Origin of the sequence: Luteimonas sp. MC1572 (assembly GCF_016615815.1) — a bacterium.
Classification (GTDB): domain Bacteria; phylum Pseudomonadota; class Gammaproteobacteria; order Xanthomonadales; family Xanthomonadaceae; genus Luteimonas.
On the sequence record NZ_CP067112.1, the window covers coordinates 96,730 to 119,835 of the forward strand.

At 65.8% G+C, this 23,106-nt stretch carries 10 protein-coding genes; all 10 read left to right on the forward strand.

What is annotated here, in order from left to right; all coding sequences use genetic code 11:
• Positions 1-142: 142 nt before the first annotated feature.
• Positions 143-1,606: a hypothetical protein gene (locus tag JGR64_RS00470; protein ID WP_200649749.1), complete on the forward strand. Its 1,464-nt coding sequence runs from the start codon at positions 143-145 to the stop codon at positions 1,604-1,606.
• 555 nt (positions 1,607-2,161) lie between these two features.
• Positions 2,162-3,490 carry a hypothetical protein gene (locus JGR64_RS00480; protein WP_199374470.1) on the forward strand — a complete coding sequence of 443 codons (1,329 nt, stop codon included), beginning with the start codon at positions 2,162-2,164 and terminating at the stop codon, positions 3,488-3,490.
• A 126-nt stretch (positions 3,491-3,616) separates the two neighbouring features.
• Entirely contained in the window at positions 3,617-7,828 is a 4,212-nt protein-coding gene (pglW, locus tag JGR64_RS00485) for a BREX system serine/threonine kinase PglW (RefSeq protein ID WP_199374472.1), read from the forward strand.
• On the forward strand, positions 7,825-11,469 hold the full coding sequence (gene pglX / locus JGR64_RS00490) for a BREX-2 system adenine-specific DNA-methyltransferase PglX (RefSeq protein WP_199374474.1): 3,645 nt from the start codon (positions 7,825-7,827) through the stop codon (positions 11,467-11,469). Before pglW ends, pglX begins: the two co-directional genes overlap by 4 nt.
• Before the next feature lie 68 nt (positions 11,470-11,537).
• Complete coding sequence (locus JGR64_RS00495; RefSeq protein ID WP_199374476.1) at positions 11,538-12,677, forward strand: hypothetical protein; 1,140 nt, start codon at positions 11,538-11,540, stop codon at positions 12,675-12,677.
• Positions 12,674-13,483 (forward strand): GSU2403 family nucleotidyltransferase fold protein, encoded by an 810-nt coding sequence (locus JGR64_RS00500; RefSeq protein ID WP_199374478.1) that lies wholly within the window; start codon positions 12,674-12,676, stop codon positions 13,481-13,483. Before JGR64_RS00495 ends, JGR64_RS00500 begins: the two co-directional genes overlap by 4 nt.
• On the forward strand, positions 13,480-17,133 hold the full coding sequence (locus JGR64_RS00505; protein ID WP_199374480.1) for a hypothetical protein: 3,654 nt from the start codon (positions 13,480-13,482) through the stop codon (positions 17,131-17,133). Before JGR64_RS00500 ends, JGR64_RS00505 begins: the two co-directional genes overlap by 4 nt.
• On the forward strand, positions 17,130-19,718 hold the full coding sequence (gene pglZ / locus JGR64_RS00510) for a BREX-2 system phosphatase PglZ (protein ID WP_199374482.1): 2,589 nt from the start codon (positions 17,130-17,132) through the stop codon (positions 19,716-19,718). Before JGR64_RS00505 ends, pglZ begins: the two co-directional genes overlap by 4 nt.
• Positions 19,715-21,022 carry a BREX system ATP-binding protein BrxD gene (brxD, locus tag JGR64_RS00515; protein ID WP_199374484.1) on the forward strand — a complete coding sequence of 436 codons (1,308 nt, stop codon included), beginning with the start codon at positions 19,715-19,717 and terminating at the stop codon, positions 21,020-21,022. Before pglZ ends, brxD begins: the two co-directional genes overlap by 4 nt.
• Complete coding sequence (locus tag JGR64_RS00520; RefSeq protein WP_199374486.1) at positions 21,019-23,085, forward strand: DEAD/DEAH box helicase; 2,067 nt, start codon at positions 21,019-21,021, stop codon at positions 23,083-23,085. The genes brxD and JGR64_RS00520 overlap by 4 nt, the downstream gene beginning before the upstream one ends.
• Positions 23,086-23,106: the final 21 nt, after the last annotated feature.

The window sequence follows — 23,106 nt, forward strand, 5'->3', positions numbered from 1 at the left end:
CCTCCGCCCCTTCTTCCCTGTCAGTTTCTGGGAGAGGCCTGAAAGATCTTCGAATGCAGGACCGTTCCGGCTTCCTGCAGGCACGCTTAATCACCTTCCTACTGTCAGGGTCGCCGCTAGTCGCGCTCGGATGGTATGAGTCTTGCTGGTCGTTTTGCGGTTGGCAACGCTGGGGAAACGCATGGGCTGGATCAGGGGTACGTTTGGCGTCGCATGGGCGGGTACGAAGGGTTTGGTGAAAGCAACGGCGTGGGTCGCCAACGAGACCCGGCACGTGGTCGTGGACAACCGCGATGTAATAGCCGCCGCTGGGAAGTCTGCCGTCTCCCTCACAGGAAAGGCGGTGCAGGTCACGGGCAAGGCCGCCAAGGGTGCCGCTGACATAGGGGCCAGGGCCGCGTATGGATATGCGGCCACGTCGACAGGTGTGCTGGGGAAGAGCGTGGGTGTGGCTGCGGGGCTGGCCGCCCAAAGCGTCGGCTTGGTAGGGCGTGGCGTAGATACTGTTGGTGGCCTGGTTGATCGTTCGGGCAGCGTGGTGGGTGACGCAGTGGGCGGTATGGCTGCTGGAACCGTATCCTTGGCGTCCGAAGCCTTGGATTCCATCGCCATCCAGCGCTCAGAGCTGGACAGCATGCGGGCTGAGATCCGCCGCTTGGGGCTGCACGAGCAGGAGCGTTCGGCCCGGCTGGAAGCGAAGATCCGTAGCGCGAGGGTTGCAAGGCGCAAGTCCGAGCTTCTCGATCTGTACGTGATCGGAGGCGTGTCGCTGGCCGAAATGGCGCGCGCACCATTGCGGGTGCCGGAAGAGGTCCAGAGGGCGTTCGAGCAGGCTTATCCAGGGCTGGCCGCCCAGGAATCGTTCTCCGAAGTGGTGACGCGACTGTCGCCGGAGCAGCTGCCCGGCTTCGTGTCGGGCGTGAAGGGCAAGCTGTTCGAACTGGAGTTTGTCGACTATCTCAACGACGGTAACTTGCCAGACGGGATGACGGCATCGCTCGCGCAATCTGCAACGCAGGGCGGCTGGGACATCCAGGTCTTGGACCAAAGCGGGGAGGTGGCAGAGCTGTTGCAAGCGAAGGCGACCGAATCCGTGGCGTACGTGCAGCAGGCGCTGGAACGCTATCCCGGTATCGACGTGGTGACCACGCAGGAGGTCTACGCCCAGCTGACTGCGCTGGGCATGGCAGACCAAGTGCGGGACAGCGGTATCAGCGAGGCGGCGCTTGAGCAGATGATCAACGGGGCCGCCGGCGTGGCCAGCACGGGCGTGGACTTCAGTGACGTGCTGCCATCAGCGCTGGGCCTGGCGGTGGTCGGGTTGTCCGTCTTCATGGACAAGTCCCTTACTACAGGAGAGCGCGCGGCAGTGTTTGGCGAGCGCAGCGGTCGCGTGGGTGTCTCTTCGCTCGCAGGCAAGGGAGTGATGCTGGTGACGCAAACCTGGTGGCTGGGCCTGCTAGGTGGCGTAGGCAGCCATTTGTTGTCCAGCAAGGGACGGGTGAAGCGGGAACAGTACGAAGCCCTAGCGTCCGTTCTGGACATCATGCGCCAGCGGCGGGACCAGCATCCTGCGCTGCGCCTGTCCCACGCAGGGGCGACCTGAGCAGAATTGTCAGTCTCGACACGGGAACCTGCGACGCCGGGGATGGGTGCTGGGATCTCTTCGCCTCAGTGCAGCGGGTTGCTAAATTGCCGGCTCCTGACCACCCAGAAAAATTTTCGCCTCACGCCCGGTTGTCCTGCGCAGCCCCCACGCGAAAGGATGGCGTGCCGGACCGATCCGGTGCCAAGAGAACAAAGATGAAGAAGACCGCACCCCCGTCGCCAAAGCGCGCAATGACCACTGCTGACGCCGCTCGCATCCAGTCGGCAACGGCTCGCGCCAAGGGCGGTGTCGTCCGCCCCGGAAGCTTTCCGGCGCGGGCCCAGCGCGCCGCCGCTCGCTCAAAATGAGCTCCAACACGCCCGTCCGGTACTGCGCTGACAAGGACATTGATCGTGCCGTGCGCAAACTGGTGCGCAGCGGGTGGGCATTCCAGCGTCGGAGGCGCCACGGGCGCCTCCGCGCACCCGGCGGTGCCTGCATGGTTGTTCCGACGACTCCCAGCGATCATCGAACGCGGGCGAACTTCAGAGCACAGGTCAGGAGAATGTCGCGATGACCCGCAAGCTGGCGTACGCCGCCTATCCGACGCTCGGCGAGGCACTGCGATTCGTGATCGCCGCGTTTGATCTACGTGTGAGAGCGGAACCTGGCCACGTCAAGCGACTGGACCGCATGGCTACCGTGGGTGATTTCGATTCGGAATTGTTCAACAAGCTGGTCGAAGCTTTGGTCGAAAAGCGCTTGAGTGACCTGGGCGATCCGACGCTCGGAGTCTTCCTGGCTGAGTTCATTCGAGGGTACCGGATGAATTACGCGAAGCTGTTGGGGAAAGTGTCTGCTGACGCGCTGGAGCGAGGGCAGCTGATGCCACTGCTGATTCAGGGTTACTTCCCTCGCTGCGTCGCTGACTTCATGCTGGAAGCCTCGAATGCCGGCTTCATTCCGGCGCCAGAACTTCTGCTTGCAGAACCTCTGGCAATCGGACCAGGAGCCCCGCGGGTGAGCCCTCTACGGGTGGTGCTGGAAGAACATCTCTGGCGACAAGGCGCTTCGAACCCTGACGTGCTTGCAGCCTTCCAGCGGACGGCGGAGCCAGGAAGCCGGGAGCCGGACAAAGCGCGCGACTGGCTGTCTGGCAAGCATGTGCCGGATATGGGGCAACTATTGCTTTCCGTATCACGCAGTCTGGGCAAGCGGTCGAGCTCCGGGGGGCACGACTTGCCTCTCTATCTGGTCAGAGCGATACGTATCGCACGGGCACTCGAGTACATCCTGGCCGCTGTACCGCCAGGTGTGGACTTTGCGACGGAGATCCGGCGTCTGCTGCCGCTTGGTGCGCCGGAGTTCGACTTCGGAACAGCCGTCCACGGGGCGATCGTCCAACAGGCGACCGAATGGGAGCAGCTGAGTGAGCTTGGGCTCGGCACCTTTGCGCGGCTCGCGTTTGATCATCCCTGGGATGAATCCGCCAGAACTCATGCAACGGAGCTGTTGCCCTTGTTCGAACAGCGCGCAGCGAGCGCAGCAGCGCCCTGGGCCACGGAATGGATGGTCCGATGGTGTCGCGCGCGCCTGGCGATCTGGCAAGGCCGGTGGGAGGACGGCCTCGAGTGGTACGACCAGGCCTTCAAAGCGGCTGTCTACCGCGCAGGCCCCGAATCCGGTCGCCTGTTGAGGGAAGCACTGGGGATCGCTGCAACCATGAAGAAGAAGGCGGCGATCAACCGCTACGTCGAGCAGGCCAACGCGCTCAACCTCTGGCCGCCGGTGCTGCGCGGCATGGAGATCACCTCGGACGACGGTGAATTCCTGTCCGAGATCCTGACGCGCGCCTACTTGCCGTATCTCCCGCAGCGGACTGAGGCTCCCACCGCCGCCTGAAACCGGGCGAGTGCATTCGACCCCCGCGGAGGCGGCTGAGCCCTCTGCTACTATTTCCGTACACCCGCATCAGCAATTTCCTGCGCGCTCGATGCATAAAAGTATGACGAATCAAGGTGAAGCGGAGTGGTAACGGGGGGTAGCCGCTGGCACGTAGTACATCCGTCAGGCCATGCGCACGAGCAGGAGGCCTTGGACCTGCTGCGCGCGCAGCTTCCGGAAACGCCGCCTTTCTGCGCCTGGTCGAACTTCGAGTTCATCGCCGACGACGGCAGCATCAACGAGATCGATGCGCTGATCGTCTCCAGTGACCGCATCTACCTGGTCGAGATCAAGCACTGGTCCGGCCGCATCAGCGGCAACCAGAACAGCTGGCTGATCCGCTCGCCCAGCGGCCGCGAGCGGTACGAGGAAAATCCGCTATTGCTGGCCAATCGCAAGGCGAAGAAGCTCAAGTCGCTGCTTGGCCACCAACAGGCCTTCCGCAAGGGGCAGGTTCCCTATATCCAGGCCGTGGTCTTCCTGTCGTCGCCGCAGTGCGAAGTGGCACTGGATGAAATCGCTGCCCAGCACATCCATCTGCGCCCCGATGCCCGCCACCGTGGCCAGCACAGCATCGTGGATGTCATCCAGGGCAGGGCGACCGAGTCCGAAGGCCGCCCCGGCGTCAGCCGCGACGCGGAGCGGGCGTTGGCCCGTGCGATGGAACAGCTCGGACTGCGCAAGCGCACGCGCGCGGCCACCGTGGGTGACTACCTCCTGACTGGCCTGATTGCCGAGAACGATCGCTACCAGGACTGGGAGGCCAAGCACCAGCGCGTAGGCACCGACCTCAAGCGGATCCGCATCTTCCCCCACGCGCAGCGCGCCGCGGAGTCGGAGAAGCGCGAGCGCAAGGACATCGCCACCCGCGAGTACGAATTGCTGCGCGACATCCGCCACGACGGCATCCTGAGCCCGCGCCAGCTCACGGAAAGCGACGTTGGGCCGGCACTGGTCTATGACTTCGATCCCGAGGCGCAGCGCCTTGATCACCTGCTTGACGCCGCTGACACGTCCCCAGGCATCAGCGAACGTCTCGACCTCATCCGCGCCATTGCCGAAAGCGTGGCCTATGCGCACAGCCGCAACGTCCACCATCGGGCCCTGAGTCCCTGGACCATTGAGCTGCACCGCGCTGCCGGAGATCGTCATCGCCCGGTGCTGCGCGACTGGCAGAGCGGCATCGCCGGCCAGGACACCACTGCCGGCACCCGCATGACCATGCATCTGGGACAGCAGGCCGGCGTCATCGACAACCCTCGCTCGGCGGTCTATGTCGCCCCGGAAGTCGTGGCCGGCCACGGCTACGACGCCGTGGCGATCGACATGTTCTCGCTTGGCGCGCTTACCTACGCCTTGTTCAGTGGCCAGCATCCGGCCGCGACCGTGGAGGAGATGCTCGACAAGGTCCGCAGCGGCCCGGGCCTGATGATTTCGGAGGTGCTGGATGGCGCGCCGGACAGTCTGCAGCTCTTGGTGCAGGTCGCCACCGATCCCAATCCCGCCGACCGACCGTCCGACGTGCGCGAGTTCCTGCGCATGCTCGACGACGTCGAAGAAGAACTCACCGCACCCGAGCCGGAGCGCGGTGCCAGCCCGGCCGATGCGCGCCAGGGCGACCGTCTCACCGGCGGCTTCCAGGTGCTGCGTCGCCTCGGGGCCGGCTCCACCTGCCACGCGCTGGCAGTGGAAGACCCCCAAGGCCAGCAGGGCGTGCTCAAGGTCGCCAAGGACCCCTCGTTCAACGAGCGCCTGCGCCAGGAGTACGAGACCCTGCGGGAGGTGCCGCATCCCAATATCGTCAAGGCGCTGGGGCTCCACGAGATCGATGGCCTCGCCGCGATCTTCATCGAGCAGGCCGGCGACAAGACCATGGGCCAGCGCCTGCGCGAGCAGGGGCCACTGTCGCTGGACCTGCTCGAGCGCTTTGGTGACGAACTGCTCGGCGTGGTCGTGCACCTTGAGCGAGAAGGCATCAACCACCGCGACATCAAGCCCGAGAACATCGGCCTAGGCGAGACCCGCAAGCGCGCGCTGACCCTCAAGCTGTTCGACTTTTCGCTGGCCCGTGCGCCGGCGGACAATATCCGCGCCGGCACCCCACCGTATCTCGACCCGTTCCTCAGCCTGCGCCGGCCCGCGCGATGGGATCTGCACGCCGAGCGCTTTGCCGCGGCCATGACCCTGCACGAGATGGCGACCGGCACGCTGCCGACATGGGGCACGGCCGGGCAGGACCCGGCCAGCACCGCTGAAGACGTCGGCCTGGATGTCGAAAAGTTCGACGCCTCCATCCGTGACGGCCTGGCCGACTTCTTCCGCCGCGCGCTGCATCGCGACAGCAAGAAGCGTTTCGACAACGCCGACGACATGTATCTGGCCTGGAAGAACCTCTTCCGCCACATCGACCAGACCACGCTGGACGAGGACAGCGACAGCAGCACCACGCTGGATTTCTCCCGCGTGGAAAACCTGTCGCGCGACACGCCACTGTCCGTGCTCGGCCTGAGTGCGCGTGAGCTGAATGCCGCCGATCGCATCGGCGCCACCAATGTCGGCCAGCTGCTGGCGCTGCCCGGCATCCGCTTCTACCGCAACCGCGGTATTGGCCAGCAGATCACCCGCCGCCTGCGGCAGGTCCGCGAGGAGCTGGCGGCTCGCCTCGGCCAAGCCGCGGCCCCGGACCTGCCCGATGAGCAACCCGGCGTCTCGAGCATCGACCGCCTGGTCGAGTCGCTGGAAAGGGTCAAGCTCGAGGACGGCGAGGCCGGCATTGTCAGCCACTGGCTGGGCCTGGCCGACGCCAGTCCTCGCGCCGGCTTGGACCTGCCCAGCCAGCGGGACGTGGCCGAAGCAGCCGCCAGCAGCCGCGCCCAGGTCCAGGCCGCCATCGACCGCGCCGCAGAGAAGTGGGCCAAGAATGCCTGGATGACCGCGCTGCGCGACGAGGTGACGGCCTTCCTGCAGCGTCGTGAGTGCGTGGCCACCCTGGGTGAGCTCGCCACCGCGCTGCTCAGCGCCCACGGATCCACCGCGGCCGACACCGAGCGGCAGCGGCTGGCAGTCGCGGTGATCCAGGCCACCCTTGAAGTGGAGGCCGCGCGCGAGTCCGCGCGCTTCGTGCTGTACCGCGGCCATGAAGTCACGCTGATCGTGGCCGCCGACCCGCAGGGGGCCGAAGCCAGGGCGTCCACGTCCGAGCGCGTTGCCTTCGTCGAAGCGCTGGCCGCCGAAGCCAAGACCCTCGCCGCCGAAGATCCGCTGCCCAGCCCCCGCCGTGTGGAGCAGGCCCTGATGGCCGTCCCCGCGCCCGCTGGCGACCCCCCGATGTCGCTGGAGCGGCGCCTGCGCCTGGCCGTTGCCGCCGCGCCGGCCGTGGCCATGTCCAGCCGCCTGGAGTTGTACCCGGTCAACCTGCCGGCAGAGCGCGCCCTGCGCTTGGGCGCCAACACCCTGCTGGGCGCCCGTCGCCTGAGCGTGGAGCAGCTGCACAGCCGCATCCACAGCCGCTTCCCCAAGGCCGAGTGCCTCCCCGGGCGCCCGGCCCTGGACCACCTGCTGCAACAAATCGAGTTTCCCTTGCAGTGGCATGAGGCCGGCGACGCTCTGCCCGCCGGCTACGCCATGCCGGTGCAGGGCACGGGCGCCACGCGCCACACCAGCACGCTGCGCCGCCTTACCACCGCCATGCACGCCGGTGAGGCGGATTCGCCCGCCGCCCAGCAGGCGCAGGCCTTCGATGCCACGGTCCGGCGCGCGATCGCCGGCGGCCGGGTGTTGCTGGTCACCACCGAGCTGAAGCGGGTGGAAGATGCCGCGCCCGAGCTGTGCCAGCAGTACGGTCTCACCCCGGTCAGCCTGGACCACCTGTTGATTGAAGCCCTACGCGCCCAGGTCAGGCAGATCAGGGCCGACTGGGGCGTGGTGCTGCAGGCCGACGCCGCCACACAGTCCAGCGCCGACTGGCGCCGCCTCACCACCCTGGTCGAGCGCGCCATGCCCACGCTGACCCGCCAGCTGCTCGATGACGATCGCCCACTGCTGATCCAGCACCTGGGCCTGCTGGTCCGCTACGGCCAGACCGGCCTGATCCAGACACTGCGCAACGCGGCCCAGTCCCGGCCCCGGCCTGCACGTTTGCTGCTGCTGCCCGGCGACAGCCAGCAGCCGCCCATGCTCGACGGCGTGGTCTTGCCGGTCATCACTCCGGCCGACTGGACCCACCTCCCCCGATCCTGGCTGGAGAACCGCCACCGCGCGGACTCCGCCGCTGCAGCATCAGGAACCACCCGGTGATCAACGCAAAACAGCTCCTTGCCGACCTGCAATCCCGCCAGAAAGCGCTCGAATCGGACCTGCGCCAGCAGATCGAGGCACTGCCCAACCTCAAGACGCGCCTGGAAGCCGAATACAAGGCCGCCCGCGATGCCGGCCGCACCGCGGACACCTTCGGCATCTGGCGCGACCTCCAGGTCACCCAGTCCGCGGTGGCCTGGCTGCTGGCCTGCACCTTCGTGCGTTTCAGCGAAGACAACGGCCTGCTGCCCACCCCGCGCCTGTCCGGTCCGGGCGATGCCCTGCGCCGCGCCAAGGATGCGTTCAGCGAGTACGTGCGCCAGTGCCCTACCGAGCACGAGCGCCATTACCTGGAGGCGGTGTTCGACGGCCTGGCCGAGATGCCGGCGCTCAGCGGCCTGTTCGGCCGCGCCCACAACCCGCTGTTCGCCATGCCGCTCTCGTATGAGGCCGCGCGAGACTTGCTGACGTTCTGGCAGCGGACCGATCTAGATACCGGCGCCCTGCGCCACGATTTCACCGATCCAGAGCTGGACACGCGCTTTCTCGGCGACCTCTACCAGGACCTCTCCGAAGCCGCCCGCAAGCGCTACGCCCTGCTGCAGACACCGGAATTCGTGGAGGAGTTCATCCTCGACCGCACGCTGGAGCCGGCCATCGGCACGTTCGGGCTGGATGACATCCGGCTGATCGACCCGACCTGCGGATCGGGTCACTTCCTGCTCGGGACCTTCCAGCGCCTGCTCGGCCACTGGCAGCGGAGCGCGCCGGGTATGGATGCGCGTGAGCGCGTCATCAAGGCGCTGGCCGGTGTGTATGGTGTGGACCTCAATCCCTTCGCCGTGGCCATTGCCCGTTTCCGCCTGCTGGTGACAGCCATGCGGGCCAGCGGTATTCCCACCTTGCGTGGGGCGCCGGGCTGGAAGTTCAACCTGACGACAGGTGATTCACTGCTGCACGGAAGTCGCTTCGACTTGCTGGGCGCGGACGATCTCTCGCAGCGCTATCCACACGCGTATATCGCTGAGGATATCGACGAGATCAACCGAATCCTTGGTCAGCGCTATCACGCCGTGGTCGGCAACCCCCCCTACATTACTGCCAGCGATACCGCCCTCAATCAGCTTTATCGAGAGCGCTATAAGACTTGCCACCGAAAATTTTCGCTCGGGGTGCCTTTCACCGAGCGCTTTTTTCAGCTGGCGCTGACAAATGGTGACATTCCGGCTGGGTACGTCGGATTGATAACTGCTGACAGTTTCATGAAGCGCGAGTTTGGGAAGAAGTTGATCGAAGACTGGTTCCCACTGCAGGACGTCACCCACGTTATTCATACTGCCGGCGCTTACATTCCCGGACACGGCACCCCGACAGTGATTCTGTTCGGTCGCAATCGTGCGCCAGTGGCCGCCAACGTGCGTGCAGTGTTAGGCATTAGTGGAGAGCCGTCCACGCCGAGTGATCCGGCGCACGGTCTCGTATGGCGCTCCGTTGTGGAGTTGACTGACCGTCCTGGTGTGGCAAACGATTACATCAGCGTCGTCGACATGGAGCGTGGTCGGCTAAAAACGCATCCGTGGACCTTACTGGGCGGGCAGTCTCCGGCCGTATTGGATGTCCTGCAATCTCAGTCTCAGAAACTGGGGTCGTGGGCAACTGTCATCGGAGTGTTTGGTATCAGTGCCGCGGACGAGCTAATGCTCGCTGGCCGTAGAGATTTCGAGCGATCAGGGATTGACCCTTCTTTGGTGCGCCCATTGGCTGTCGGTGATGAAGTCCGAGATTGGAAGAATTCGCCTACTGTATGGGCGTTCTTTCCCTATTCGGACCGGGAGTTAGTTCCGCTATCTTCAGGCTCTCCAGAGGCGCTTTTCTGGTGTTGGCCTTCAAGAACCACTTTGGGTAACCGAGCGACGTTCTCAAAGAAGACGTACTTTCAGGAAGGGCGTCCTTGGTGGGAATGGCACCAGGTTTCCTTAGAGAGATTGCAGCCGTCAATGACGATTGTCTTCGCCGAGGTTGCTACGCACAACCATTTCTCGATTGATCGCGGTGGAAAGGTGTTCAACCGCACCGCGCCGATCATTAAGCTACCCCCCAGTGCAACAGAAGATGACCACTTGGGGTTGCTTGGCTTGCTGAACTGCTCGGTGGGGTTGTTCTGGCTCCGCCAGAACTGTCACAACAAGGGTGAAGGTGGTGGAACTCGAGTAGAGGCTGGGAACTCTGCATTGGGTGATGAAGATTGGAAGAATCACTATGCATTCAATGCAACCAGACTTAAACAGTTTCCATTGGTTGCCCGCCGCCCGACTGATCTGGTCCGTCAACTTGACTTACTTGCAGGAGAGCATCAAACGTTATCTCCGGGCGGGCTCTCGGAGCTTCTACCGTTGTCAACTGACGTATTAGGCTCTCGACGCCAAGAAGCGGATGCACTGTTCGCCCGTATGGTCGCGCTGCAAGAGGAGCTGGACTGGTGGTGTTATGACGCATATCAGCTGCTTGATGAGAAAGCCACCCTGGCTGGAGACGCGCCTGGCGTTGCTTTGGGTGAGCGCGCCTTTGAAATCGCGCTGGCACGCCGCATCGCAGCTGGCAAGGTCGAGAGCACGTGGTTCTCACGCCATGGCTCAACTCCGGTCACTGAAATACCCACCCGCTGGCCGGCTGAGTACCGCGCGTTGGTTGAGCGCCGTATCAACCTAATTGAATCAAACGACTGGATCGGCCTGCTGGAGCAGCCCGAGTACAAGCGTCGCTGGAGCAGGCGCGGCTGGGAAGAGCTGGAAAAGGCCGCCTTGGGCGACTGGCTCTTCGACCGGCTGGAGGCCCCTGACTACTGGCCGGCGCCGGTCTTGCAGCGCGTTAGCGAACTTGCTGCACGGGCCGAGCGCGACGCCGACTTCATGGCCGTTGCCGCGCTCTACACCGGCCAGCACGGCTTCGACCCGGCCGCGCTGCTGCGTGAGTTGTTGATCGAAGAGTCCGTGCCCGCGCTCAAGGTGCTGCGCTACAAAGAGCCGGGCCTGCGCAAACGCGTTGATTGGGAGCACACCTGGGAGCAGCAGCGCCGCGAGGACGCCATCGATGCCGCCGTGGCCGCCGAAGACCCGCGCCTCGACGACGAGGCCGAGGCTGACTGGAAGGCCCGCATCAAGCCCGAACAGGACCGCCGCAAGCTGGACGAGGTCGGCCAACTGCCGGCTCCGCCCAAGTACACCAATGCCGACTTCCTGAAGGCCAGCTACTGGCGCCTGCGTGGCGGCTTGGACGTGCCGAAGGAACGCTGCTTCACCCTCCCCGACCCTCAGATTCCCGGCGACTGGCTGTACGGATGGGCCGGGTGGAATTCCGCCCAGCGTGTCCGCGCCTTGGCCGGAGCCTGGATCGACGGCGAGGAGCGCAGCGGCGTCGACCCTATCCAGCTCCTGCCCCTGCTGGTCGCCATCGACGAGGAACTCCCCTGGGTGCTCCAATGGCACAACGCCCTCGACGCCGAGACCGACGTTCGACTCGGTGACTACTTCCAGTCCTGGCTAGGCGAGCAGCTCAACCGCCACGGCTGGACCCGTCAGACCCTCGCCGAGTGGCGGCCTGCTGCCGCGTCGCGGGGAAGGCGGGCGAGAGCAGGCAGCTGATGAAGGAATCATGGCCGTGGTACATATCATGGCCATGTTATCTACCTTGGCCGTGGTAGACTGTGCCAATGGAAGCGTCCCTATCCCCGCATCTGGCTCGTGGTGATCAGCTGGCCTCCTTGCTAGAGGAAGCGGGCTGGTCGGTGGTTGTCGAACCTGAAGGACCGCTGGACTGCCGCCCGGATCTGGTCGCCAGCCGGGATGCGCACCGCTACGCCGTCGAGCTGAAGTCCGTGGCGGAAGGCCGCGCGGACCGGGTGATTGCCCTGTTGTCACAAGCCATCCTCCAGGCCAGCCGTTATGCCGCGGACATGCGGATGCGTCCGCTGGCCGTGGTGCTGGTGGGCCGTGTTTCACCCGCGCTGCGACAGAAGGTCGTCGACTTCCAGCGCCTCTACGCGCCCGACGTGGCCGTGGGCCTGGTGTCGGAGGCGGGAGGCAGCCTGTTCATCGGTCCCGGGCTTGAGGGACTTGATCGGGAGGAGCCACGCGGCCGCGGCATCGGCAAGCCCGTGCAGCCACGCAAGGCCTTCAACCTGTTTTCCGACCTCAACCAGTGGATGCTCAAGGTGCTGCTGGCGCCCGAGCTGCCGGAGCGGCTGCTGCACGCGCCCAGGAGTGAGTACTTCTCAGGGTCGGACCTGGCGCACGCCGCCGACGTGTCGCCGATGAGCGCCTCCAGATTCCTGCGGCGTCTGCAGGAAGAGGGTTTCCTGGATGGCGCAAGGGGCCCCCTGCGGCTGGTGCGGCGTGAGGAACTGTTTCGTCGCTGGCAGTCGGCCGCAATGCGCTCGTCGCCCGAGCTGCGCATGTCGTACCTGATCCCGGCCGGCGGCACGCGGCAATTGCACAAGTTGGCTGCACGGCTGGAGGCCTGCGTCGGCCTGTTCGCCGCAGCAGACCTGCTGGAGCTGGGCCATGTCAGCGGCGCGGTCCCGCATGTCTATGTGCGACGCCTGTCGCCTCCACAGGGCGGGGAATGGCTTGGCGTTGTGCCCTCTGCGCCGGGCGAGGCGCCGCAGGTGATCATCAGGCAGGCCAATGCACCCGAATCGCTGTTCCGCGGCGCTGTCAGGGTGGGCGAGGTGCTGGTGTCGGACGTGCTGCAGGTCTGGCTGGATGTCTCGGCTAATCCTTCGCGCGGCGCGGAGCAGGCAGAGATGCTGGGCCGGGGCGTGCTGGCCGACGTGCTGGGGGGCGCGCCGTGAATGACCGGGCTGCATTCGTACGGCTCGTGCGGGCGCTGGCGCCCTGGGATACCCACCTGCTGTTCGTGGGGGGCTGGGCCCACCGGCTCTACCGCCTGCACCCGCATGCGGTCCCTCAGGCGTACCAGCCGCTGGCCACGCTGGATGCCGATGTCGCCTTTGCCCAGCGCGAGCGGCTCGATGGCGACATGCGAGCGGCGCTGCAGGACGCGGGTTTCGAGCAGCAGCTGACCGGGGATCACCGCCCGCCAGTCTCGCGCTACACCCTGGGCAATGACGCGCCGGCGGGCTTTTATGCCGAATTTCTGACGCCGCTGGTGGGCCGTTCCCACACCCGGGAGGGCGTCGCGCTGGCAACCGAGCAGCAGGCGGGAGTCACCGCACAGCGCCTGCGCTATCTGGACCTGCTGTTTCTTTCACCCTGGTCGGTGAGCCTCGGGGAGGACTGGGGCGTGGCGCCCCCGCTGCAGATCCAGATCCCGAACCCGGTGGTGTTCATCGCACAGAAGCTGCTGATCCACACGGACCGCGCGCCGGGCAAGCAGTCTCAGGATCTGCTGTATATCCACGATACGTTGGAACTGTTCGCGCCTGAGCTCGATCGGCTACATGACATCTGGCGCAACGACACCCGGCCAAGAATGGACGCAGCCTGGGTCACGCGAGTGCTGCGGGCGCGGGATGACATGTTTGGGGTATTGAACGACCGGATCCGCGATGCCGCGCGGATCCCGCAGGATCGGGACCTCGATCCGGAACGAATGCGGGCCATGTGCCTGGAAGCACTAGGGGAAATGCTGGAATGACCACGATCGGCGACATCTTCAATATTCCGGACGCTGTCCATCAGGGCGATTTCGTGCTGCGCCTTACCGAAGGCCTGCAGGCCGACAAGCGCAAGCAGACGCTCAAGCAGTACGTGGTCACGCCGCAGCTGGTGCGATCCTTCGAGCAGGCGCTGTCGCTGATCGGTAGCGCGGTAAATGGCAACTCGTCCAAGGGCGCCTACCTGCACGGCAGCTTCGGCAGCGGCAAGAGCCACTTCATGGCCGTGCTGGACATGATTCTGGAGGGCGACCCGGACGCGCGCGCCACGCCTGAGCTTGCCGGTGTCATTCGCGACGCCAATGCCTGGTGGGAAGGAGGCCGCTACCTGGTGGTGCCGTTCCATATGATCGGTGCGCGCAGCATGGAGTCGGCGATCCTGGGCGGCTACGCCGCGCATGTGCGCGAGAAGCACCCGGAGGCCCCGACGCCCGGCTTTTATCGCAGCGCCGAGCTGGTCGAAAACGCGCATCGCCTGCGCGGGCAGATGGGCGATGACAGCTTCTTCAAGGCATTGGCCGGCGACGGTGGTGGCGGTGGCGATGGTTGGGGCAGCATGGGCGACGGCTGGGATGCCGTGGCCTACGAGGCCGCTGCCGCAGCCGACCCGGACGACAGCGAACATCGCCGTCTGGTGGGCGATCTGGTGGACGCCTTCTTCAGCTCATTGCGTGGCAATGCCGACTCCGACAACTACGTCAGCCTGGACCGCGGTCTGGCGGTGATGTCCCAGCACGCCCGTGACCTGGGTTACCGCGCGGTGGTGCTGTTCCTCGACGAACTCATCCTCTGGCTGGCCAGCCACTCGCAGGACAGCGCCTTCCTCAACCGCGAAGGCCAGAAGGTCGCCAAACTGGTGGAGGCCGGCGACGCCGGGCGCCCCATCCCGATCGTGAGCTTCATCGCCCGACAGCGCGACCTGCGCGAGCTGGTTGGCGCGTCGGTGCCAGGCGCGGAACAACTGGCCTTTGCCGATGTGCTGACGTGGTGGGAAGCGCGGTTCGACAAGATCGTGCTGGAAGACCGCAACTTGCCGGCGATCATCGAGCGGCGCCTGTTGCAGACCAGGGGTGACTCTGAGAAGCAGCAGCTGCGCGATGCGTTCGAGCAGACCGCCCGCGTGCGCCAGGACGTGATGGACATCCTGCTGACCCATGAGGGCGACAAGCGGATGTTCGAGCAGGTCTATCCCTTCAGCCCGGCCCTGGTGCAGGTGCTGGTGGCGCTGTCGGGCCTGCTACAGCGCGAACGCACTGCGCTGAAGCTGATGCTGCAGCTGCTGGTGCAGAACAAGGGCCGGCTCAAGCTGGGCGATGTGATCCCGGTCGGCGACCTGTTCGATGTGATCATCGATGGCGACGAGCCGTTCACTCCAGCCATCAAGAACCTGTTCGACCGCGCGCGTGAGGTGTGGAACCGCAAGCTGGTGCCGCTGCTGGAGGCCGAGCACGGCGTCTCGGATCAGGACGTGCGCGATGGCCATGGCGATGCGCAGGTGATTCGTCGCTACCGGGCCGATGCAGGACTGCTCAAGACGCTGCTGTTGTCCACGCTGGCACCCGAGGTCGAGGCGCTGCGCAACCTGACCCCGGCGCGGCTGGCTGCACTCAACCACGGCACGGTCCGCTCCCCGCTGCCCAATGGCGAGGCCAGTACGGTGCTCGGCAAGGTGCGCGGCTGGGCGAGCCACGCAGGTGAGATCCAGCTCAGCCCGGATGCCGTCAATCCTGTCATCAGCATGCAGCTGAGCGGCGTGGACATCGAGGGCGTCCTGGAGAACGCGCGCAGCATCGACAACTTCGGCAACCGCGTGCGCACGGTGAAGGAGCTGCTGTTCGGTGAGATCGGCATCGATACCTCGACCGCCCTGCTGGCGCCGGAACACAGCTGGCTGTGGCGCGGAACCCCGCGACGCGCGGAAGTGCTGCTGCACAACGTCCGTGAGGCAACCGACGAGAACCTGCGTCCGGGCGATGGCGTCTGGCGCGTGGTCATCGATTACCCGTTCGACCCGGACCCGGCGCGCGCCCCCTCCGACGATCGCGCCCGCCTGGACGAGTTCCGGGCGAAGGGCGAGTCGGTGAGGACGGTCGCCTGGATTCCATCGTTCCTCAACGAGCGGGCGCTCGACGACCTGGGGCGTCTGGGCATCCTCAATCATGTGCTGTCCGGCCCGCGGCTGGACGAATACGGTTCGCACCTGCAGCCGATCGAACGCGCCGAGGCCCGTGCCACGCTGAAGAGCCAGCGCGACCAGCTGGAGCACCGCGTCCGCTCGGCGCTGAAGCAGGCCTACGGCATCGCCCAGGGCACCACGACCGACGTGCATACGAGCCATGCACTGGACGAGCACTTCCAGTCGCTAGCCAATGGCCTCCGGCTGCAGCCACCCCCGGGCGGCGGCTTCAAGGAAAGCGTCGAGCATCTGCTGGACCAGGCACTGGAGAACCAGTACCCCGGTCATCCGAAGTTCGAAGGTGAGATCCGTCGCCCCGGATTGAAGCGCGCGCTGGATGTGTTGCGAAGCGCGGTTGACTCGAGCGACGGTCGTGCCGGGATGGAGCGCACCCAGCGCGACGAGATCCGCCGCATCGTCCAGCCCTTGCAGCTGGCAAGTTGTGGCGAGGCCCATCTGTCGCTGGGCGAGCATTGGCGCACCCACTTCACCAAAAAGATGGCTGCAGAGAGCGTACCCAATCCCACCGTCAGGCAGCTGCGGCAGTGGATGGACGAGCCGCATCGGATGGGTCTTCCGGAGGACGCCTCGGATTTGGTGATCCTGGCCTGGGCGGCACAGGCCGGGCGCACGCCGTTCCTGCATGGTGCGCCGGTGCAGGCCGAGATCGGCAGCCTGAACCGGGAGTGCGAGCTGCGCGAGCAGGCCCTGCCGGAAGAAGCGCTCTGGAAAGAGGCCGTCCGTCGTGCCCAGGACATCTTTGGAGAAGCTGGCACCGGCGCCGGGCGCAATCCCGCCAACGTGGCCAGCCTCACCCAGAACCTGCGCCGCCATGCTGCGGACAAGATGGGCCCGGTGCGTGACTACAGGAGCGCGCTTGCGAGCCGTCTGACAGGCTGGGGCGTGGATGCAGGGTGCGCGCGCATGCGCACGGCCGAAGCCGCGCTTGAGCTGGCGACGGCGCTTTCCGACCCGAGCGCTGACACGGTGGCCGTGCTGGCGGGTGCCCGTGTGGAGACCTCTGCTCCGGCCATGGGCGCTGTGGTGGCCCGGGCGACTGCTTTGACCAGTGCGCTGCGATCGACGCAGTGGGATGTCTTGGAGACATTCCGCGGTCTGGGTCGCTCCGATGCGCCCGCGGCTGCCGTCATCGAGGCGATGGTGACGGCACTTGCCGCTGACGAGCACGTCACGCAGCTGGAAGTCGAGTTGAGCCGGCAGCATGGACATGCGCTGAAACTGATGGCGGCGGTGCCGCCCCCGCCTGCGCCAAAGCCTGTGCCGGCTCCCGAAAAAGCTTCGACGGACCGCCTCGTTGCGAAGCGCTCTGCTGACGCCGCGGGAGTGAGCGAGGTCATGCGCGAGATCCAGCAATCGCTGGCCGAGGATCCGACCCTGCGCGCGGACATCGAGTGTCGCCTGTACCACGTCCAAGACGGAGGCGACACCGCGTGAGCCTGACGCTTTCCCAGTTGGCCAGCCACGCGGCCAAGGTGCTCGACGACGGCATGCATGGCCAAGCGATCGCCTACGCCTGGCCCCAGCCGTGGACTGGAGGCGAGACGATCGAGGTGGCAGGTCGCACGCTCCCGCTGAGATATTGCCGCTCGACGCTCGAGGTTCGCGAAGCCCTGGAGGCGGGGCGTGGGTCGGAGCAGGTGTTGCTGGTCGGGCTGCCCGAGAACAAGCTCGGCCAGGATGTGCTCGCGCGACTGTCGCGCCATCGCCTGCTGCACGTGGACCGCTGGCAGCTGGTGCAGGACGCCTACGGCGTGCGCCAGATCGACCCACGGCTGTTCGCACTACAGTGGTTGCCGTCGGCGCTGCTGGAGGCAAGGTCTGCGGTCCCGCAATTGGCTTCGCCCGTGCTGACCTTCGAAGACGCGATGGCAACTGTTCTGGCTTCGCAGTTGGGGCTGCCACTGGAGCAGCCGGAGCTGGAAGACTTCGCTCGTGCCTGTGAGCACCGCCATGCGCGTTGGCTGGCGATTCCGCAGGAACAGCACGCACATCTCAGGCAGTACCTGGTGGCGCGCTTCGGCCCGCTCGCCGAGGCGTTCGTGGCGGCGATGGAGCACGGAACCGGGCACGCGCTCACCGCCATGGGGCTGGCCTGTGATGTGCTGTATGCCGAAACCGCAGACAAGGAGTTGGAGCTCCGCGATGCCCGCGTCCGGCTCGAATCACGGATGGGCGGTCACAGGTTGCGTTCGCAGGAGGGCAGGAAATGGGCCCGCTTGGCAAGCGACATGGTGATGCGCCTGGACGAGGCCGAGCGGGTGCATGTCGAGCGCATGGCCAAGGAACTGCTGGATGACGTTGGAGCCAGCGGCCATCTTGAGCTCAGCGGCGTATTGGCGTCGGGGTTGGACGCGCGACTGGATTGGTTGGGCGACACCATCGAGCGCTTCCTTCGCAATTCCGATGCGCTTGGCGATGTGGGCGCAGCAGCGGCGCAGGTCCTGGCCCACCGGTCGCCGCCACGTGACCACCCCGGTCCTGACGCAGCGCGCATGGCGATCCGCCTGTGTCGTTCCCTCGCCGCCAGCCGCACGGAGGCAACCTCCGGTACGGCGGGTGATTACCTGGGGCACGGCGCATGGCAGGACTGGGCCCGCAGGACGCTGCGCGGGGTCCGGCCTGAGCGGTTTGCACGGGCGGTCTCGAAGCTGCTCGACAAGGTGGCCGTGGCGCGGCACGTGGAGGATGAAGCCTTTGCATCATCACTCCTCGGATCTCTCCGCTTGGGCGAGGTCCCGGCTGGATTGACGCCGGTGGAGGACGCACTCGACAAGGTGGTGGTGCCGCTGGCGTCGCATGTCGCGGTGCTGATGGTAGTCCTGGACGGGATGAGTGCCGATGTGGCGCTGGCGATCTCACAATCCATGGCCGGCCGCGGATGGGCAGCATGGTCGCGACGGGCCGAGCCGCCAGCCATGCTGGCCACCGTGCCCTCGGTCACTGAATACAGCCGCAGCAGCCTGCTGAGTGGAAAGATCTCGCGGGGCGTGGCTCGCCAGGAAGCGCAGGCATTCGGCGCGCACGCGGGCCTGAAGCGCGTGACCCGCGAGGGTCATCCCCCGCTGCTGTTCCACAAGGCCGGCGTGGACCAGGCCCACCAGCTGGGTGCGGACGTATCGGCCGCAATTTCCGATGCGGCGAACCAGGTCGTCGCGCTCGTCATCAATGCGATCGACGACGCACTGGCCAAGTCCGACCAGGTGCGCATCGAGTGGGACATCGAGACGATTCCGCTGCTGGCGGAGGTGCTGGATCAGGCGCGCCGCGCAGGCAGGGCCGTGCTCCTCACGAGCGACCACGGGCATGTGTTGGAGCGCGATTCCAGGCTGGTGCAGGGCACTCCGGGCGAGCGCTTCCGTGCGGCGGACCGGCCTGCTGGGGAGGGAGAGCTGCTGGCCGATGGGCCACGTGTCCGCGCGCTGACCGGAGCACCTATCGTCGTGCCTTGGCGCGAGGACATTCGCTACGCGAGCAAGAAGAACGGCTACCACGGCGGGGTGTCACGCCAGGAGTTGGTCGTGCCGCTTGGCATCTGGACGCCTCCGGGTCTGGAACTGCCCGAAGCGGGGTATGTGCCCGCTGCATTCGTCCGCCCAGGATGGTGGGAGGACAGCGCCACGCAGACGCGATTGCCCGCACCCGTACCCGCTGCTACTACGGGTAGGCGCAAGTCCTCCGAGGCCTCGGGGGACCTCTTTGCCGCGCCGCCGGATGCTGGTCTCGGCCGTGCGCTCATCAACAGCAGCGTGTTTGCCCATCAGCAGGCGCGCCTCGGCCGGGTCGCCCTCACACCGCAGCGTCTGTCTGCCCTGGTCAGCACGTTGGAGGTGGGAGGTGGGCGCGCGCGCGTGGACGAACTGGCGCGCGCAATCGAGATGCCGGCCGTGCGGATGCCTGGCGTCGTCGCCATCCTCCAGCGCACGCTCAACCTCGACGGGTTTCCTGTCGTGACCCTTGAGCAGGCGACCGGTACCGTGCTGCTCGACGCCGCCCTGCTGCGCAAGCAGTTCCAGCTATGACACCGATCTCTCCTGCGCGCGCCGACGAAATACTCGATGCCCTGCGCCGGGGCACCGTGCCGGAGTCTGCACTGGAGGCATTCGCGGTGGGCCTGGAGCCATATCGCGACACCTTGCTGGGCGAGCTCAAGCAGGCTGCCACCGGGCGCGGGCGATTCAAGGCGGTGCGTGGCGACTACGGGACGGGCAAGACATTCTTCGCGCGCTGGTTCCAGGGGTTGGCGCGCGCGGAAGGTTTTGCGACAGCGGAAGTGCAGATCTCGGAAGCGGAAACACCGCTGCACCGCCTCGAGACGGTCTACAGGCGGCTCGTTGAGCACCTGATGACCGAAGGCGGCCCACGTGGGGCCATGCGATCCATCATCGATGGCTGGTTCTACGCGCTTGAAGAAGAAGTGCTGGCGCGCGAGGTCGACTGTTCCGAAGCGCAGTTGCTTCAGGCAACCGAAGCGCTGATGGTCGAGCGGCTGCGACCCATCGAGCGTCAGGCGCCCGCATTCGGTGCCTGCTTGCGAACCTACCGTCGGTCGGTTGCGGCTGGTGACGAGGCGCTGGCCAGCGGGCTGATCGCCTGGATGTCGGGCCAGCCGAACGTGGCGGCGTCGGTCAAGCGGGCCGCCGGCATCAAGGGCGATATCGATCATTTCGGTGCGCTGGGGTTTCTTCAGGGTCTGCTGTTGATCCTGCGTGACAGTGGCTTCTCGGGGCTGGTCCTGGTGCTGGACGAGGTGGAGACCCTCCAGCGGGTACGTGGCGACATCCGGGAAAAGAGCTTCAACGCGTTGCGTCAGCTTATGGATGAAATCGACGCGGGGCGATTCCCGGGCTTGTACCTGATGATCACCGGAACACCGGCGTTCTTCGACGGCCCACAGGGTGTACAGCGTTTGCCGCCGCTGGCGCAGAGACTGCACGTCGATTTCGGCGCTGACCAGCGCTTCGACAATCCGCGTGCGGTGCAGATCCGACTTCAGCCATTCGACATGGCACGTCTCGTCGAGGTCGGGCGCAATGTGAGAAGTGTGTTCCTGCAGCGCGGCCGGGCGACGGATCGACTGCAGCTGTTGGCGGACGACGCGCTGCTTGCGGAACTGGCGGCGGCCGTGACCGGAAAACTGGGCGGGAAGGTGGGCGTGGCGCCAAGGATTTTCCTGAAGAAGCTGGTAGCCGAGGTGTTGGACAGGATCGACCAGTTCCCGGACTTTGATCCGCGGCGGGATTATCAGCTGATGGTGCAGGCTTCCGAATTGAGCCTGGATGAGCGGCGCGCGTTGTCTCCTGACGACATCCAGCTCGACCTGTGACCAGTGATGCCGCCGGCACTGGCGCATTTGAGCGACTGCACCCGGCGGTCCAGTACCACGTGGTGAACTCGCTTGGCTGGCCCGGCTTGCGGCCTCTGCAGGAGCAAGCTGTCGTGCCGCTCGTTGAGGGGCACCATGCGCTACTGATCGCGCCTACGGCGAGCGGCAAGACCGAGGCGGCGATCTTGCCTGTGCTGTCGCGAATGTTGACCGAAGAATGGCGTGGCACGGGCGTGCTCTACATCTGTCCAATCAAGGCGTTGTTGAACAACCTGGAGCCGCGCCTGTCGTACTTGGCGGGGATGGTGGGACGTCGGGTTGAGGTCTGGCACGGTGACGTAAGCGTTGGCGAAAAATCCCGGACTGAGCGCGATCCTCCAGACATCCTCCTGACCACACCGGAGTCCCTTGAAGGAATGTTGATAGGCAGCCGTCGAGATCACCGACGGTTGCTTGGCAACGTGCGCTGCGTGATTGTCGATGAGTTGCACGCATTCGCAGGGGACGATCGCGGATGGCATCTGTTGGCGTTGCTTGAGCGCCTGCGCGCGCTGGGCGCGCCGCTGGAGCAGCGCATCGGCCTGTCAGCCACGGTGGGCGATCCCGCGGCGCTGCTGGAGTGGTTTGCAGGCCGCGCCGGTGGGACCACCACATTGGTCCAGGTGTCGGCGCCTCCCGCGGATGCGGAGATCACCATCGATTACGCGGGCAGCATTGCGAATGCAGCCATCCTGATCAGCCGCCTACACGCCGGTGAAAAACGACTGGTGTTCTGCGACAGCCGGACCAAGGTAGAGGAGCTTGCGCTCGCTTTGCGCTCGCTTGAGGTCGACGTGTTCGTCTCCCACGCGGCGTTGGCGGCTGACATCCGCAGGCAGGCCGAGCAGGCGTTTGCTGAGCGGCAGAACTGCGTCATCGTGGCGACGAGTACGTTGGAGCTGGGACTGGACGTCGGCGACCTGGATCGGGTGATCCAGATTGAAGCGCCAGGTTCGGTTGCGTCCTTCTTGCAGCGGCTGGGGCGGACCGGAAGGCGAGCCGGCAGCCGCCGAAACATGATGTTCATTGCCACCAGCGATGAGGGCCTTCTGCAGGCGGTGGCCATCAACCAGCTTTTCACCAAGCGATACGTCGAGTCGGTACAGCCCCCGCCACTCCCGTATCACCTGCTGGTGCAGCAGCTGTTTGCTTTGATATTTGAGCGCGGCGGAGAGGTGGACGAGGCGGAGTTCCGGTCCATGTTCGCCGGTGTCCCCGGGCTGGCCCATGCGCTGGATGGTGCCTGGGCAGACATACGGGATCACCTGGTGTCAGGGGGATGGCTGGTCACAGTCGGCATGCGGCTTGGTCTGGGGCTGAAGGCGCAAGCAAAGTTCAGCGGCAAGGGGCTGGCGGAGCTCTGCGTGTCGTTTGAATCGCCAAAGACCTTCGCAGCCATGAACGGTACCGTGCTCGTAGGTCATGTCGATCCGCTCAGCCTGGCCGGGAAGCGGGACTCGCCGCTGTTCCTTGCACTGGGTGGGCGCTCGTGGCGAGTAGTGTCTTCGGACTGGGCACGCGCGCGGGTCCATGTTGTGCCCAGCGACGAGAAGGGGAGCAGCCGGTGGCTTGGACCTGTGCGCGGAGCATCCCGAGTGCTCTCGCAGCAGGTGCGCAGCCTGCTCGAGGATGCCGACCCGGATTCCGAGCCCGGCCTCACCAATCGAGCAAAGGCGAAGCTCGCCGACCTTCAGGAAGAGATGGAGGACACCCTCCGGCTCTATCCTTCTGAGCGTGCCGAGGGCGGATACATGTGGTGGACCTATGCGGGTCTGCCCGGAAACCTCTTGCTGGCCGGCCGGATCGCGGCCGCTGGCGGCACCTATGGCACCGTCACCGCGTGGAGCGTGAAATTCGCGCTGAGTCGCATGGCCCTTGAGCGCGATGGGGGCTGGCAGGGGCTGCTCCAAGCGGAGCCTTTCTGGGAGCCTGCAACCAAGCCCAAGTTTGCGGATCTGTTGCCGGAGCGTTTGGTGCATGACATGACTCTGCGCAGAATCATGGCGCTGGATGCCGGCGGCTAGCGCCATACACAGTCATGCGCT

Excerpts from the sequence above, each read along its gene's own strand:
- JGR64_RS00480 (WP_199374470.1), top strand. The coding sequence starts at position 2,162 with ATGACCCGCAAGCTGGCGTACGCCGCCTATCCGACGCTCGGCGAGGCA.
- JGR64_RS00495 (WP_199374476.1), top strand. The coding sequence starts at position 11,538 with ATGGAAGCGTCCCTATCCCCGCATCTGGCTCGTGGTGATCAGCTGGCC.
- JGR64_RS00505 (WP_199374480.1), top strand. The coding sequence starts at position 13,480 with ATGACCACGATCGGCGACATCTTCAATATTCCGGACGCTGTCCATCAG.
- brxD (WP_199374484.1), top strand. The coding sequence starts at position 19,715 with ATGACACCGATCTCTCCTGCGCGCGCCGACGAAATACTCGATGCCCTG.